The sequence below is a fragment of the Thiocystis violascens DSM 198 genome (genome assembly GCF_000227745.2).
Classification (GTDB): domain Bacteria; phylum Pseudomonadota; class Gammaproteobacteria; order Chromatiales; family Chromatiaceae; genus Chromatium; species Chromatium violascens.
On sequence record NC_018012.1, the window covers coordinates 70,146 to 85,490 of the forward strand.

Annotated in this window: 15 protein-coding genes; 2 read left to right on the forward strand and 13 right to left on the reverse strand. The window is 63.6% G+C overall.

Annotated elements, in window-relative coordinates; genetic code table 11:
• Positions 1-143: 143 nt before the first annotated feature.
• Genes THIVI_RS00325 through THIVI_RS22390 form a run of 3 tightly spaced genes read right to left on the reverse strand, consistent with a single transcriptional unit; the run spans position 144 to position 2,936 of the window.
• Complete coding sequence (locus THIVI_RS00325) at positions 144-584, reverse strand: hypothetical protein (protein ID WP_014776660.1); 441 nt, start codon at positions 582-584, stop codon at positions 144-146.
• Complete coding sequence (locus THIVI_RS25955; RefSeq protein WP_281054905.1) at positions 584-826, reverse strand: AarF/UbiB family protein; 243 nt, start codon at positions 824-826, stop codon at positions 584-586. Before THIVI_RS25955 ends, THIVI_RS00325 begins: the two co-directional genes overlap by 1 nt.
• A complete protein-coding gene (locus THIVI_RS22390; protein WP_052314918.1) occupies positions 798-2,936 on the reverse strand; it encodes a PAS domain-containing hybrid sensor histidine kinase/response regulator in 2,139 nt (712 codons plus the stop codon). Before THIVI_RS22390 ends, THIVI_RS25955 begins: the two co-directional genes overlap by 29 nt.
• A gap of 178 nt (positions 2,937-3,114) precedes the next feature.
• Between THIVI_RS22390 and THIVI_RS22395 the strand changes: the two genes are divergently transcribed.
• Entirely contained in the window at positions 3,115-4,569 is a 1,455-nt protein-coding gene (locus THIVI_RS22395) for a diguanylate cyclase (RefSeq protein WP_014776662.1), read from the forward strand.
• A gap of 181 nt (positions 4,570-4,750) precedes the next feature.
• Entirely contained in the window at positions 4,751-5,860 is a 1,110-nt protein-coding gene (locus tag THIVI_RS00340; RefSeq protein ID WP_052315090.1) for an IS5 family transposase, read from the forward strand.
• 179 nt (positions 5,861-6,039) lie between these two features.
• On the opposite strand, the gene THIVI_RS00345 is transcribed toward THIVI_RS00340, so the two are convergent.
• The 10 genes from THIVI_RS00345 to kdpD all read right to left on the reverse strand — a co-directional run bounded on the left by THIVI_RS00345 (position 6,040) and on the right by kdpD (position 15,342).
• Positions 6,040-6,342, reverse strand: a complete 303-nt coding sequence (locus tag THIVI_RS00345; RefSeq protein ID WP_014776664.1) for an RnfH family protein — start codon at positions 6,340-6,342, stop codon at positions 6,040-6,042.
• 11 nt (positions 6,343-6,353) lie between these two features.
• Entirely contained in the window at positions 6,354-7,025 is a 672-nt protein-coding gene (locus tag THIVI_RS00350) for an electron transport complex subunit E (protein WP_014776665.1), read from the reverse strand.
• Entirely contained in the window at positions 7,025-7,636 is a 612-nt protein-coding gene (gene rsxG / locus THIVI_RS00355; RefSeq protein WP_014776666.1) for an electron transport complex subunit RsxG, read from the reverse strand. Before rsxG ends, THIVI_RS00350 begins: the two co-directional genes overlap by 1 nt.
• Entirely contained in the window at positions 7,633-8,736 is a 1,104-nt protein-coding gene (locus tag THIVI_RS00360; protein WP_014776667.1) for an RnfABCDGE type electron transport complex subunit D, read from the reverse strand. Before THIVI_RS00360 ends, rsxG begins: the two co-directional genes overlap by 4 nt.
• Positions 8,733-10,184 (reverse strand): electron transport complex subunit RsxC, encoded by a 1,452-nt coding sequence (gene rsxC, locus THIVI_RS00365; protein WP_014776668.1) that lies wholly within the window; start codon positions 10,182-10,184, stop codon positions 8,733-8,735. The genes THIVI_RS00360 and rsxC overlap by 4 nt, the downstream gene beginning before the upstream one ends.
• Before the next feature lie 87 nt (positions 10,185-10,271).
• On the reverse strand, positions 10,272-10,808 hold the full coding sequence (locus tag THIVI_RS00370) for an RnfABCDGE type electron transport complex subunit B (protein WP_014776669.1): 537 nt from the start codon (positions 10,806-10,808) through the stop codon (positions 10,272-10,274).
• Between the two features lie 11 nt (positions 10,809-10,819).
• Positions 10,820-11,401: an electron transport complex subunit RsxA gene (gene rsxA / locus THIVI_RS00375; protein WP_014776670.1), complete on the reverse strand. Its 582-nt coding sequence runs from the start codon at positions 11,399-11,401 to the stop codon at positions 10,820-10,822.
• A 203-nt stretch (positions 11,402-11,604) separates the two neighbouring features.
• Positions 11,605-12,117: a SoxR reducing system RseC family protein gene (locus THIVI_RS00380; RefSeq protein WP_014776671.1), complete on the reverse strand. Its 513-nt coding sequence runs from the start codon at positions 12,115-12,117 to the stop codon at positions 11,605-11,607.
• Positions 12,118-12,424: 307 nt separating this feature from the next.
• On the reverse strand, positions 12,425-12,622 hold the full coding sequence (locus THIVI_RS00385) for a response regulator (RefSeq protein ID WP_014776672.1): 198 nt from the start codon (positions 12,620-12,622) through the stop codon (positions 12,425-12,427).
• Positions 12,619-15,342, reverse strand: coding sequence for a two-component system sensor histidine kinase KdpD (gene kdpD, locus THIVI_RS00390; RefSeq protein ID WP_014776673.1), 2,724 nt, complete (start codon positions 15,340-15,342; stop codon positions 12,619-12,621). The genes THIVI_RS00385 and kdpD overlap by 4 nt, the downstream gene beginning before the upstream one ends.
• Positions 15,343-15,345: the final 3 nt, after the last annotated feature.

The window sequence follows — 15,345 nt, forward strand, 5'->3', positions numbered from 1 at the left end:
GCTGCTTCGCACTGTTCGTCAAAATCACTGCTCCGACCGCAACGGCATATGTCCGTGTAGGCTCGCGCTTCCGGCGCTCGCAGAGTTGAGTGGCACGAAGATTGGCGGCAAACCTTGCTGGCGTTGCGTCTCTTGTCCGTGGGCTAGGGGACGCGCGCGCTAACGACACTCCCCAACTGCGCGATCACTACCCATGACCACGCAGCAGCAACAGCCAAGCAAAGGGCGAAGACTTTCAGCGCACGGCCTCGCCAAATTGCGGCGATTCCGGTACTGACGGGGGTGTCACGGATCACTCGCATACCTGGCGGCGGAAACTCTCGCGCATTCAAGACTTTGACGCCAATCGACCAGAAGAGTGCGGCACCGCCGATGAGCGGCAGGGAAAGGGCCGCCCCGAGTGAGAAAAAGACGAGCTTGACACGGTCTACCAGTTGTTCAGGCGCGGACAGGAGCCACTCTTTAACGAACGTACCATCGTGCTCGAATGCCGTGATCGACAGTGTGCCGGCAATTGCTCCGACAATGACAACCAGCAAAACGCGCCGTTGGGCCACAGGATCAGCTTTACGAATTTCAGCCATTAGTCACTCTGGTAAATGGCCGCGCGGTCGTCCGCCATCGCGGCCCGGATCAGATTGCGATAGCCGGAAAGGATGGCGGGCGGGACCGGGTGGGTGGAGCCGAAATCCAGCAGCACGACGCGGCCGTTATCGATTTGATAGAGAAAATTGCCAAAGTTCGGTTCGCAATTTGCTCGTCTATGTAAAGGTTTACATAACGCGTCAAGCAGCCGATCAGTCGCCGCGATTATCCAACCACTCAATTAGGGTTTCATACAATTTGTCCGGATCCACCGGCTTGGCGATGTGCTCATTCATGCCGGCGGCGAGGCAGACCTCACGGTCCTCGTCGAAGGCGTTAGCGGTCATGGCGAGGGTGGGGGTGATCTTGTTCAGAGATTCGGCACGGATCGCTTGCGCCGCCTCCACGCCGTTGAGAACTGGCATCTGCATATCCATGAGGATCAGGACGTAGCGGTTTTGGCGTGCCAGTGCGAGGGCCTGTTGGCCATCCTCGGCGATATCCACAACCAGATTCACATCCTCCAGCAAACCACGCAAGACTTCCTGGCTGATCGGCTCGTCCTCGGCGAACAGCACGCGGGCGCCGGCATATTCGGTTTGCAGGCGCTGCTCCGCCTTGAGGGTTGCAGAAGTCGGCGCTGGCGCGGCGATGGTCTGCGCCCGTTTCCCGAGGGGGACGACAAACCAGAAGGTGCTGCCCTGGCCCGGGGTGCTAACCACGCCAATTTCGCCGCCCATCAACTCCACAAGCCGCTTGCTGATCGCCAGCCCGAGTCCGGTGCCTCCGTACTTGCGGGTCATGCTGTTGTCGGCCTGCTCGAAGGATTGGAACAGCCGTGACTGCGCTTCGGCACTGATGCAGATGCCGGTGTCGCTCACCTCGAAGCGTACCTGCAGCGCTTCGGACGTTTCCCCGACCGACCGGGCGCGTAAAATCACCTCGCCCTGCTGGGTGAACTTGATTGCGTTGCCAACAAGATTAAAGAGAATCTGGCCTAGTCGCAGTGGATCGCCCTTGAGAGGCTGACGCATGAGATCGGCCGGGAGGTCTGTTGCCAAGCGCAGGCCTTTCGCTGTGGCTTTGTGGCCAAGTGTGCTGGTGAGATGATCGACGACAGCGGAAATTTGCAGGGGAACGGTCTCCAATACCATGCGCTCGGCTTCGATTTTGGAGATGTCCAGAATGTCGTTGAGCACGCCGAGCAGGCGCTCGGCGGAGTGCTTGGCCTTGGCGAGCAGATCTCGTCCATTGGGGTCGATCATGCGCCGCTTGGCGAGTTCAATCATGCCCATCACGCCGTTCATCGGCGTCCTGAGTTCGTGGCTCATGTTGGCGAGGAAGACGCTCTTGGCGCGGTTGGCGGCTTCGGCGGCAACTTTGGCTTCGGTCAATTCCACGGTGCGCTCCAGCACCTCCTCTTCGAGATGGTCGCGGTGACGCTTGAGTTCCTGCTCGATCTGCTTGCGCTCCGTGATGTCGCGGGCGAAGCCAACCGTGCCCAGCAACTTGCCGTCGAGTTCCACCGGCGACTTGTAGGTTTCGAACCACTTGCGCACACCGTTGCCGTCAATGATCTCTTCTTCGACATGTTTCGCCTGCCCCGAGGCGAGCACCGTTCTGTCGTCGGCCCGGTATCCTTCGGCCAGTTCGACCGGGGCGATATCGTAGTCATTCTTGCCGACGAGATCGTTGGCGCTGCGCGCCCCAAACAGCGTCACGAACTGGCTATTCACGGCGAGGAAGCGGCTTTCGGTGTCCTTGAGCCAAACCGCGAAGGGGAAGTTGTCGAGTAGGGCGCGCTGATACCGGTCGCGTTGCTGCAGCGCCAGCTCGGCGTTTTTGCGCTCTGTGATGTCGTCGTAGATGCCGAGCACCCCAATCACCTGTCCAGATGCATCCCGCAATGGCACCTTTGACGTGCGTAACCAGATGGTTCGGCCGTCCGGCGTGGTCTGGGGCTCCTCGTAGTTCATGCGCGCCTGTCCCGACTCCATCACCTGCTGATCGTCGGCGCGGTAGAACTCGGCCTGCTCGGCCCAGCCCATGGCAAAGTCATCCCGACCGAGGAGATCGGCCGGCGTCTGCTGTCCGGCGTCGTGCGCGAAGACCGGGTTGCAGCCGAGATAGCGACACGCGCGATCCTTCCAGAACACGCGGATCGGGGCGTTATCGATGATGGATTGCAGTAGATTGCGGGATTCCTGCAGCGCTGCACTCGACTCAACGCGTGCCAGCTCACCCAGCAGGTAACTCAGCAAACCAAGGCTCGGCGGAGCAACGATACAGGCGGTGACGAAACCGGTAAGAACATAATCCCAGGTCACTTCGCCTTTTAAGAACAGGCTCATCACCGACACGATTAAGATCGCACTCACGACTGTGCCTAACGACACAGATATCCACAGGCGCCACCCGTGCAACCGCAGAAGCAATGAAACTAGACCTTGGTGTTGAGTGCGCAATTTGAAAACCCTCTTGCTTTCGCTGCATTATCCCAGCATTTGCACTCTGTAGATCGTCACGACCATGCACCTGACCATCCGCCGCAAGTTCTTTCTGAGCCACTTTTTCGCGGTGCTGCTGGTCTCCGGGAGTATCGGCAGTTATTTCTATCTTAGCGCCGTCTCCAGCCTGACCACCAGCATCCAGCTCCGTCTTGAGAACACCGCGGCGCTGGTTGGCCAGATCCTGGAGGCGCGCGAACTGGATCGGATCCGCGCACCGGCCGACCGCGAGCGCCCCGAATACCAACGCCATCTGGCCCTGCTCCGCACACTGGAGCGGACCAACCCGGATATCGCCTTCCTCTATGTCATGCGTCATGACGGGAGCCAGGTCACCTTCGTGCTCGACTCGGACCCGAGCGAGCGCCAGGCCACCCCCGGTCAGATCTACGCCAGTCATACCCCCTCGCTTCTGCGGGGCTTCCAGCATCCTTCCGTGGACGACCGGCTCTACACGGACGATTGGGGGAGCTTCATGTCCGGCTATGCCCCGCTGCGCAATGGCAATGGCGAATATCTGGTCGGACTCGATCTGCGCGCGGAGGAATTCGCGCGCAAGCTGCAGGACATCCGCATCGCCGGGGGCCTCTCCCTGGTGCTGTCGATCCTCCTGGCCTTCGCCTTCAGCCATGCCCTGTCGGCTCAGATGCTCAGACCCGTGCGCATGCTGATCGCGCGCTGCCGCCGCATCGCCACGGGCGAACTGGATCGCTTCGTGGAACTGCGCAACGGCGACGAATTGGAGCAGTTGGTGGACGCCTTCAATGCCATGTTCATGCGCTTGGCCGAAAGCCGCGCCCATGCCGACGGCGCCCGCGCCGCCCTGCAACAGGCCCGTGATCACCTGGAGCAGCGCATCGGCGAGCGCACCCGCGAGCTGGTCGACCTCAACGCGCGGCTGCTGCGCGAGGTGGCCGAGCGCGCCCGCGCGGAGGAACTCCTCGCGCACAGCGCCCGCTCCGATCCGCTGACCGGACTCATGAACCGCCGGGCCATGCTGGAACATCTGGAATACCAGGCGACCCGCTTCGAGCGAAGCCAGACTCCATTCGTTTTGGGGATGGGTGACCTGGACCACTTCAAAGCGGTCAATGACGCCCACGGACACGACGCCGGTGACCAGGCCCTGGTCCAGACCGCCGCCTGCCTGACCCAGAGCCTTCGTGCCCAGGATCTGGTGGCGCGCTGGGGCGGGGAGGAATTCCTGATCCTGCTGCCGGAGACCGATCTGGATGGCGGGGCACGGGTCGCTGAAAAGGTCCGCGAGACCATCGCGGCAACCGCGCTGGACATTGGCCCGACCGGGTTGCGACTCACCATCAGCCTGGGTCTCGCCGCTTACGGTCCGGGACAGACGCTGGGACAATGCATCAAGGCGGCGGACGAGGCGCTCTATACGGCGAAGCGCCAGGGACGCAACCGCATCGTGGTGGCGGGATCGGCGGCGGTTGAATCCAAATCACGTCCGACATCTTAGACTGCGACAATTCCAACAATCATCCTGCAAAGAGCAGCCAGTTCAAGGGATACGACACCGCACACCGGCGGAACGCACAACAAGCCTTTTTCGGGTATCTGCCGGTGGACTGAGAGGGTGTAGACAAAAATAATTGAGCTGCTATTTGTATACCAGTCTACAACTGAGCTGGTGTGCGCTGATGTCGAAAGCTGGTTGTCCCCCCAAGATTCACGAGGCGGAGCAAGCGGTATTGCGTCAAATTGTCACGGATCGCCCGACCTCCACGCTGTCAGAGATTGCCCGGGAACTCGCGGCACGGACGGGAATCGAGGCTCATGAAGCAACGATTCGCAAGTCCTTGCGGGAGGCGGGCGTCACGCGCCTCCGGGGCGAGAGTGGTCTCGAGGCGCAAGCGCGCGCAACGCCGCGTCGGTATGGGTATACGGATGCGCATCGTCGCCACGACCCCGACCAAAGCTACCCAAGTTGTCTGACCGATGCGGAGTGGGACTTGGTCGCCGCTCTCTTTGAGATGCCGGGCGGGCGGGGTCAACCGCCCCGCGTGTCGCGCCGGAGCATCCTGGAGGCGTGTTGCTACGTGGTGCGCACGGGGTGCGCGTGGCGGATGCTGCCGCACGATTTCGCGCCTTGGCAGAATGTCTACAAGACGTTTCGCCGTTGGAGTGCGGCTGGGAAGTTTGAGCAGATGCATGATCGACTGCGGGGGCAATGGCGCGAACGCGAGGGGCGTGAGATCGCGCCGACGGCGGCGGTGCTGGATGCGCAATCGACCCGCGGCTCGCCGCAGGGTGGACCGAGCGGCTTTGATGCGGGCAAGCAGGTCAAGGGGCGCAAGCGCAGCCTGGTGGTCGATACCTTGGGGTTCGTGTTGGCGGTGAGCGTGGTCGCGGCCAATCTTCAGGACCGCGATGCCGCCTCGGGCGCCGTCGCTGACGCGGCCGCCAAGTACCCCCAGATCAACACGCTGTTTGTCGATAGCGCCTACGCCGGTCAATTTGCCCAAACCACCGAGCAGACCCACGCGATCCGCGTGGAAGTCGTGCGCCATCCAGCCAACAAAAGCGTTGGCTCCTGGCACGTGGACGGGGCGCCTGACCGAGTGGTGATCGCCAACGCCGACGGCTTCGTTCCGCTGCCGAAGCGCTGGGTTGTCGAGCGCACCCATGCGTGGAATGAGCGTGCCCGTCGATTGATCATGCATCATGACCGTCTGCCAGCGGTCTCCGAAACCTGGGTTTGGCTGGCGGAGGCGCGCATCCTGCTGCGGCGGTTGACCACAACGGTTTGATTTTGTCTACACCCTCTGAGCCGGTTGCTATGGAGCGGCGAGTGCATCGCCGGAGTGGCGGTGGTCGATATGACGAAACCGGCATGGACGTGATGGCTATCTCTGGCCGCCCAACAGCGATCGGCCGGAAGACCGGCTTGGCAACTGGACAGCGGTGCGTCAGGGATTCTATTTCAGCCTCAATGTGCAGAAGTCTTGGCGGGCGGAGCCGCCGCATCCTCGCCCTTGGCACGCCCCTTTAGGGTCTTGGGGTCCGCGATGAGCGGGCGGTAAATCTCGACGCGATCACCATCCGCCAGCTTGGTTTCCAGGGCGGAGACCTTGCCGAAGACTCCGACCTTCTGCTGGTCCAGGTCGATCTCGGGACATTGCGCGAGGAGGCCCGAACGCTCGACCGCTTCGCGCAGGGTGGCGCCCTCGGGAACCTCGATGTTCAACCAGATCTGGCGCTTGGCCAGGGCATAGACAATGCTGACCTTCATTCGGAATCTCCTCAGACGCTATGGGCGCCGGCCATCTGGATGCCCTTGCCGGCGCGGATGTCGAGCAGGCGCTTGCCCACCACGACTAGCCCGGTGACCAGGAATCCACCCGGAGGCAGGATCATCATCAGCACGCCCATGTCGGCGGGCATGATGCGCAGCTCCATGAATTTGAAGGCTGGACCCAGCAGCAACGAGGCATCGGCAAACAGGGTGCCCGACCCCAGGATTTCGCGCCCCGCGCCGATCAGGGTCAGCGCGAGCGTGAACCCCAGCCCCATGAAGATGCCGTCCATCAGCGATGGCAGGATCGGCTCCTTCGAGGCGAAGGATTCGAGCCGCGCCAGCGGCAGACAGTTGGAGACGATCAGCGGGATGAAGAGTCCCAGCACCTTGTAGAGTTCGTGCATCCAGGCATTCATGGTCAGATCCACGAAGGTGACGTTGGCCGCCACGATCAGGATGTAGACCGGAATGCGCACCTCGCGGGTGATGTAGTTGCGGAAGGCGGCGACCATGAAGTTGGAGGCGGCCATCACCACGGCGGTGGCCAACCCCATCCCCAGCCCGTTGGTGGCGCTGGTGGTCATGGCCATGGTCGGGCACATGCCGAGCAGCATGGCGAGCACGCCGTTGTTGTCCCACAGACCGTCGCGGACGATCCGGCCATAGTTGGCTGCCATCAGTTCATCTCCAGCAGTTGCGCCCGGTGGGCGTCGAAGAATTCGAGACCGTGACGAATCGCGGTGACGGTGCCACGGGGAGTGATGGTGGCCCCGGTGAACTGGTCGAACTGGCCGCCGTCTTTCTTCACCTTCCATTTCTCGGCGGGCGGATTGCCCAGCGAGAGTCCGGCGAACTGGAGAATCCAGTCGCCCTTCTTGATCTCGATCTTGTCGCCCAGTCCAGGGGTCTCCTTGTGGCTCAGTGCGCGCACCCCTAGAACCCGGCCCTCGGCGTCCACACCGAGCATGAACTTCATGTGGCCGGCGTAGCCCGAGCCGTGGATTTCATAGGCGACACCGGTCACCTGGCCGGCCTTGCGGGCACGGTAGACGGTGATGTCGTTGCCCTCGGCGTCCCGCATGGCCAAGTTGTCGATGACCGGGTTGTTGTCGTGGAGGCTCGCCGGGATCACCTGCCCGAGCGAGTTCTGCCGGTCTTCCATCGCGCGGGCGGCGATGGCGTCGCGGGTTGCCAGCTCGGTGAGCCCGAGGAAGATGCCAAAACCAAGACAGAAGACGCCGAGAATGGCCGCGTGGGTCAAGGTGCCCTGTTTCATGAGCGGATTCATGCTTTCCCCTTCAGCGGCAAGGGCTCGCCTTTGCGCGTGCGGCCAAAGAGGCGCGGACGGGTGTATTGGTCGATGATCGGGGTGAGCGAGTTCATCAGCAGCACGGCGAAGGCCATCCCCTCCGGATAACCGGCGAAGGTGCGGATGACCCAGGTCAGGAGTCCGACACCGATGCCGAAGATCAACTGCCCCTTCTCGGAGACCGGCGAGGTCACATAGTCGGTGGCGATGAAGAAGGCACCGAGGAAGGTCGCCCCGGAGATGACATGGAAAAGTCCAGGGGCGAAGCGGCCCGGATCCAGCAGGTTGAACAGGGTGCCCATCAGGAACAGTGTCCCCAGCACCGTGACCGGAATATGCCAGGTGATGATGCGCCGACGCATCAGGAACAAGCCCCCGATGAGGATCAGGATCGCCGAGGTCTCGCCCAGACTGCCCGGTTTGTAGCCGGTCGCCAGATCCATGAGATCCGGGGTATAGGTCAGATTCGTGCCGCGGCCGTACTCGACGAGCGACTGGAAGACCGGAATCCCCCGTGACAGTTCAGTCTTGACATAGCCAAGCGCGGTGGCGGCGGTCACGCCGTCCGGCACCTGTCCGCCAAAGGTGATGGCGATGGAATCGGCCAGACCGGGCGCGCTGGCCGAGAACAGCGGATGGGGCGCGATCCAGGCGGTCATGACGACCGGAAAAGACACCAGCAGCGCGACGCGCGCGACCATCGCGGGGTTGAACAGGTTCTGACCCAATCCGCCGAACGCCTGCTTGGCCAGCGGGATGGCGAAGACGGCGCCGAGCACGCCGATCCACCAGGGCGCCCAGGGCGGCAGGGTCATGGCCAGCAGCCAGCCGGTGAGAATAGCCGAGCCGTCCGTCAGGGTGCGCGTCACCGGCCGCCCGGCGAGCGCCAGACAGATCGCCTCGGTCACCACGCAGGCGCCGATGGTGACGCCGAACAGCAGGATCGACGGCCAGCCGAACAGATAAAGATTGAAGAGCGTGGCGGGCGACAGGGCCAGAATCACCGTGAACATGGTCTGCTGGACCGTGTTCGTGCTATGGGCGAATGGCCCGCTTTTCGTGGTCTCCCCGCCAATCATGGCTGGACCTCGTTGGCGGCGGGTGCGGCCTTGGGCTTGCGGGCGGCCGCGCGCTGGGCGGCGAGTCGCTCCTGACGCGCCGCGTTGGCCTCGACCAGCGTTTTCGTCCGCTCGGTTTTGCGCTGCTCGCGATCCTGTGCGTTCAGGGCGCCCTTGGCGTAATTAAAATAATGGACCAGCGGAATATGTGAGGGACACACCCAGGAACAACTGCCGCAGGAGACGCAGTCCGAGAGTCCGAGCTTCGCCGCGCCCTCCAGATCGTCATGGCGGATGTGCGCGGCGAGTTCGACCGGCGTCAGACCGCAGGCGCAGATGTTGACGCAGGCGCCGCAGCGGATGCAGGGATCGGCGGGGCGCTCGTTGATTTCGGTCGCGGTGAGCGCCAGGATGCCCGAGGTGCCCTTGACCACCGGCACCTCCAGATTGGGCAGCGGCGTGCCCATCATCGGGCCGCCCTGAATGATCCGTTCCGGGCGCTGCGCGAAGCCGCCGCAGAAATCGATCAGGTCGGACACCCGCGCGCCGATGGGCGCTTCGATATTCTTGGGTTCGCGTATCGCCTCGCCGCTCACTGTCACCACGCGGGCGATCAGCGGACGACCCAGACGCACGGCCTGATGGACGGCACGCGCGGTGGCGACGTTATGCACCACGACGCCCAGATCCGCCGTCAGTTTGCGTGCCGGGGTCTCCAGTCCGGTGATCGCCAGCGTCAGATGACGCTCGGAACCCATCGGGTACTTCACGGGCAGGGCGGCGACCTCGATGTTCGGAAAGGCGCTGGCCGCGACCGTGATGGCCGCCAAGGCCTGCGGCTTGTTCTCTTCGATGCCGACGACGATCCTGGGTGCGCCCAAGGTGTGAGCCATGATGCGGGCACCATCGACGATCGCCTCGGCGTGCTCGCGCATCAACCGGTCGTCGCAGGTCAGATAGGGCTCGCACTCGGCGCCATTGATCAGCAGGGTGTCGATGCGGTACTGGATGCCCAGGTGCAGCTTGACCGCCGCCGGGAAGGTCGCGCCACCCATGCCAACGATGCCGGACTCGGCGACACGCTCCTCGATGACCTCGGGGGCGACGGCGAAGGGATCGGCGATGGGCTCGGGCAGCGCCGCCCACTCATCCCGGCCATCGGGCTCGATGACGATGGTCGGCTGGGGCAGGCCCGACGGATGCGGGGCGGGGATCTCGGTCACCGCGACCACGCGTCCGGAGGTGGAGGCATGATGATGCGCGGAGATTGGTCCCTGACGGCGCGCGATGACCTGGCCCTTTTTGACCAGGTCGCCTTCGGACACCAGGATCTCGGCGGGCGCGCCGATGTGCTGTTGCAATGGGATGTAGAGTCGGTTCGGCAGCGGCAGCGCCTCGATGGCGCGCTCGCCGCTCAACTCCTTGCGGTATTCGGGATGGATACCACCACGGATCGGGAAAAGCTTCATGTGATCGACGGCTCCAGGGACACCGTGAAAATCGCGCCGCGGGCGCTCGAAATCCCCCCGCCGAGAAGATGTGCGGGGAGAAGAACCTTAGTGCTTATGGGGCGAGGCGGGCTTCGGCCAATGCCAGGCGGCGAGGGTGAGCGGGATCTCGACCATGCGAATCGCATCGGTGGGGCAGACTTGGGCGCACTTGGAGCAACCGTGACAGACCTCGGCGACGATCGTGTGCATCAGCTTGCTGGCACCGATAATGCCGTCGACCGAACACTCCTTGACGCAACGGGTACAACCGATACAGAGTTCCTCATCAATGACCGCATACACGGGCACTCGCGGCGCGTGATCGGCCAGATCGACCGTCACGCCCAAGCGCTTGGCCAATTGTTCCGCGACGGCCTTGCCGCCCGGCGGGCAGAGGGTGACCGCCGCCTCGCCCCTGGCCAGCGCCGCCGCCGCCTGGGCACAGCCCACGAAGCCGCATTGCCCGCACTGCGAGCCCGGCAACAACGCCTGAAGCTCAAGCTCCAGCGGGTTTTCCTCGACGGCGAGCAAACGCGCCGCGACACCCAGCATGCCACCCAGGGCAACGCCCATCGCCGTCAAACTTCCAACCGCCGTCAACATTGCTTCAGCCCTCAGGTCGTGCTAATGCCAGAAAAACCCAGGAATGCCAGCGCGAGGAGGCTGGCGACGATGAATCCGATCGGTGGACCGGCGAACAGACGCGGCACCTCGGCCAGGGCTAGGCGTTCGCGCAGCCCGGCGAAGATGACCATGACCAGGCTGTAGCCGAGCGAGGAGGCGAAGGCGAACAGGGTCGCCGCGATAAACGTCATCTTGCCCTCGACCAGTAGTAGCGCGACACCCAGCACGGCGCAGTTGGTGGTGATGAGCGGCAGATAGATGCCCAGCATCTGAAACAACGGCGGCGAGACCTTGCGCACCGTCATCTCGGTGAACTGCACGGCGCTCGCGATCACCAGGATGAAGGTGACGGTACGCAGATAGCCTAGGCCATAGGGCTCCAGCAGATACTGTTCGACCCCCCAGTTGGCCATCGAGGAGACGGTGATGACGAAGGTCGTCGCCAACCCCATGCCGATGGCGGTATCGATCCGGGTCGTCACGCCCATAAAGGAGCAGAGACCCAGGAAACGGGCCAGGATCACGTTGTTGACCAGCGCCGCGCCGACCATGAGAAGAATGTATTCCTGCATGTTCCGAACCCCGTTAAACCGCGTCCAGCGCGACAGGCATTGTTTTAAGTGACCCCAAGTTTTGCTAGCCACCAACGACGATCAGTCACACGCGGTTTAAATGATAAAAATTAAAAAAACTTAAACTGCGTCAGCGCCGACGTGCCTGGATTCCTGCGATGTCGATCCAATCCACAAAGGATGCGGACCCTGCCGGACGCGGTTTAATCGATTCGACAGGTTTCGCCGTCACTGGCGCGGCGGAGAAAGCGCGGGGCGAGCTGGCCACGGGCACCAAGCCAACCCGCGCCCCAGCGCGCGGCGATCAGGCCGACGCCCAGTCCCGTCAACATCGTCGCCATGGTGATCCCATCGCTTCCGGCGATCCACTGCGCCATCCCCCCAGCGCCTAGCATGATGACCAGCGGGAGCGCATAGGCGGTTCCCGATGCCTTGAGCAGCGCGCGCGCATCGACTCCGACGACTACTCGATCGCCGACGGCGAGGCTTGCCTCATTGACGAGCGGGAAGCGGCGCATTTCCAGCCGACTCGCGGCCGTGCCGATGCCCTTGGCTCCGCACAGCCCGGATGCCGCGCAGCCGCCGCAAGAGGTGGTTTGTTCGGGTTCAAGCCAGGCCAGCTTACCTTCCACCGCGACGACGCGCGCCAGACCCTCCACCAGCTCCGGTTGGAACGGGTCCGTCGGATCCTCCGGCGCGGGAACATCGCTCGGCATGATGGTGGACCTCGGTCGGGAATTTACTTAGAAAATCAGCGCGGCTTGCAATTGCTGCATCGCGTCAAAATACTGTACCCCCAACTCGCGCGGACATGCAATATCCCTGAAATATTCGCACGGCCGATGAAGACCATATCGCGGTCGCGCATCGTGGCTTGGGGCAACCTTGGAACTCTCCCGCGACAGCACCCGACAAACCCGGCCGACAGGACGGCAAGGTTTGTCATAAATAACTGTAATTAATTAAAAAATAATGTTTATTAAGGATGTTTTAGGGCGGACGCCACAGAGGCGGCTAACGGGGCTATTTCGCCATTCGTCGACCATCGAAATGATCGATTGTTCGTCTATTAAAAATATCGATCCTCTTCATAAAACGGCAAGATGGTCCAGTCGCGCTTGGACCCCGCAGACAGCCTTCCCGCTCCAGCGCCAGACGCATGAAGCGGCGGATTTTGGGCTCGTCCTCGATGATGAGGATGGCGGGAACCGGTTCGCTCATCTCGGAGACGCCTCGACCGGCGACGCCTCATCGGCTGTCTCGACGACGGGAGGAGTGCCGCGCGGCAGGGAAAAAACGAAACGAGCGCCGCCAGCGGGGCGCCGCTCGGCGCGGATGGTGCCGCCATGGGCTTCCATGATCGCCCGGCACAGCGCCAACCCCAGGCCAATCCCCGGCGTCGCGCCCGCTGTCTGGCCGCGCTCGAACGTCTGAAAGACCGCCTCTTCTTTTCCGACCGGCAATCCAGGGCCGTTGTCCTCGACCCAGATCTCGATCCGATCCGGCGTCGCTGGCGCGGCGCCGATGCCGATCCGGCTGCCTGGCGGCGTGTATTTGGCGGCGTTTTCCAGGAGATTCACGAGCACTCGCTCTATCAGGACGGCGTCGAACTCAAGCAGCGGAAGATCCCCCGGTAGATCGACACGCACCCGATGGCCGGCGATGATCGAATGAACCGCCCCGAGGGCGCTGCCCACCACCTCTTCGAGTGGCTGCCACTGTCGATTGAGTCTGACTGAACCGGACTGCAACCGCGCCATGTCGAGGAGATTGTTGACCAGCGAACTCATCCGCAGCGCCTCTTCGCGCATCGCGGCGGCAAGTTCGGCCTGCTCGGCGGTCGGCGGCGGTCGGGTCATCGCGAGCGCATCGGCCAGACCCACCAGCGCGGTGAGCGGGGTGCGCAGGTCGTGCGAGATCGCCGCGAGGAAGGCATTGCGCAGACGCTCGGATTCCATCTGTAAAGTCGTGGTCTGGGCGACCTCCACGTAGTGAACCCGCTCCAGCGCGATCGCGATGAGCCGCGCGAAGGTATCGAGCAGACGTCGTTGCTCGGGAACCATGATCTGGCGCGGATCGCGCGGCTCCAGCGCCAGCACGCCACGCACCCGCATCGGCGCCTGGAGCGGGAGATAGAGGAGCGGGCTGCCCGGCAGGGTATCCGTGCCGCAGCCCGCCTCGGCGCCATGATCGAAGGCCCATTTGCCAATGCCGACATCGACCGGCAATTCGCCCGGCGCGGGCAGGACCAGCGCGCTGAACCGTTCGCTGTCATTGGCCAGCATGATGACCGAGCGGGCACCGAACTCCGACTCGGCGAAGCGCTGACCGATCTGGGCAATCTGTTCCGGCAACAGCGCCCCGGAGAGGTCGCGCGACAGCTCGTAGAGTGCGCGCGCCCGGCGTTCGCGGCGGCTCGCCACCCGCGCCTGATACTTCATGCCCGTGGTGAGCTGCGCGATCACCAGCCCCACACCCAGCATGACGACGAAGGTGAGCAGGTACTGAATATCGCTGATCGAAAAGGAGAAGCGCGGCGACACATGGAGAAAATCGAAGGCGGCGACATTGAGAAAGGACGCCATGACCGAAGGTCCAAGTCCGTAACGCGCCGCGACGACCACGACCGCCAGCAGAAAGAGCATGGCGATATTGGCCAGATCGAACATCGAGTGCAGCGGAGCCGTCGCGACCGCCGCCGTGGCGCAGATGAGCAGGCTCATCGCATAGGACCGCCAGGGCGCCTTCAGCCGCTCCAGCCAGGACTCGTCCGTCCGGTCCTGATCGGGCGACGGCGGGCGCGCCTCGTCATGGGCGACCAGCATCACCTCCAGTTCCGGCGCCTGTCCGCCGATCCGGTCAGCGAATGAACGGTACCAGGGCCGCCAGCGACGCGGATGATCGCGTCCGAGCAGGATTCGGAACAGGTTGTGGCTGCGCGCATAGCCGATCACCACCTCGACCGGGTCGCCGCCGGACAGGGTCGCCGTCTCCGCCCCCAGCTCCTGGGCGAGCTTGAGCCGTTTCAGGATGCACTGACGCTGCGCCCGCGAGCGACGCTGCAATGAGGGCGTTTCGACGTAGAGCGCATGCCAGGGCACGTCGTCGCGCGCGGCGATCCGGGCGGCGCGGCGAATGATGCGCTCGGCGCTCTCGCCGGGACCGATGCAGGCCAGGACCGATTCGCGGGTCTGCCACACCGGCGCCACGGATTGATCGCGTCGATAGTCCAGCATCTGACGATCGACCCGGTCGGCGGTGCGGCGCAGCGCCAGCTCGCGCAGCGCGATCAGGTTGCCCTTGCGGAAGAAATTCTGGATCGCCCGCTCGGCCTGATGGGGCAGATAGACCTTGCCCTCCTTCAACCGCTGCAACAGCTCATCCGGCGCCAGATCGACCAGCACCACCTCGTCGGCGGCATCGAAGACATGATCCGGCACCGTCTCCCAGACGCGGATGCCGGTGATACCGCCCACCACGTCGTTGAGTGTCTCCAGGTGCTGGACATTGACCGTCGAATAGACGTCGATCCCGGCCGACAGCAGTTCCTCGACATCCTGCCAGCGTTTGGGATGACGCGAGCCGGTCAGATTGGAATGCGCCAGCTCGTCGATCAGAATCAGCGACGGATGGCGCGCCAGGGCGCCATCAAGATCGAACTCCCGCAGCACCCGCCCCCGGTACTCCAACTCCTTGAGCGGCAGCCGTTCCAGCCCCGTCAACAGCGCCTCGGTCTCCCGACGGCCATGGGTCTCGATGACCCCGACGACGAGATCGACCCCCTGCTCCGCCTGCGCCCGCGCGGCGGACAGCATGGCGTAGGTCTTGCCGACCCCCGCCGAGGCGCCGAAGAAGACCTTGAGCCGACCGCGCGCGGCGCGCTGCTCATCTTCTTTGATGCGCTCCAGAAGCGCATCGGGATCGGGGCGACCATCGGACATGTG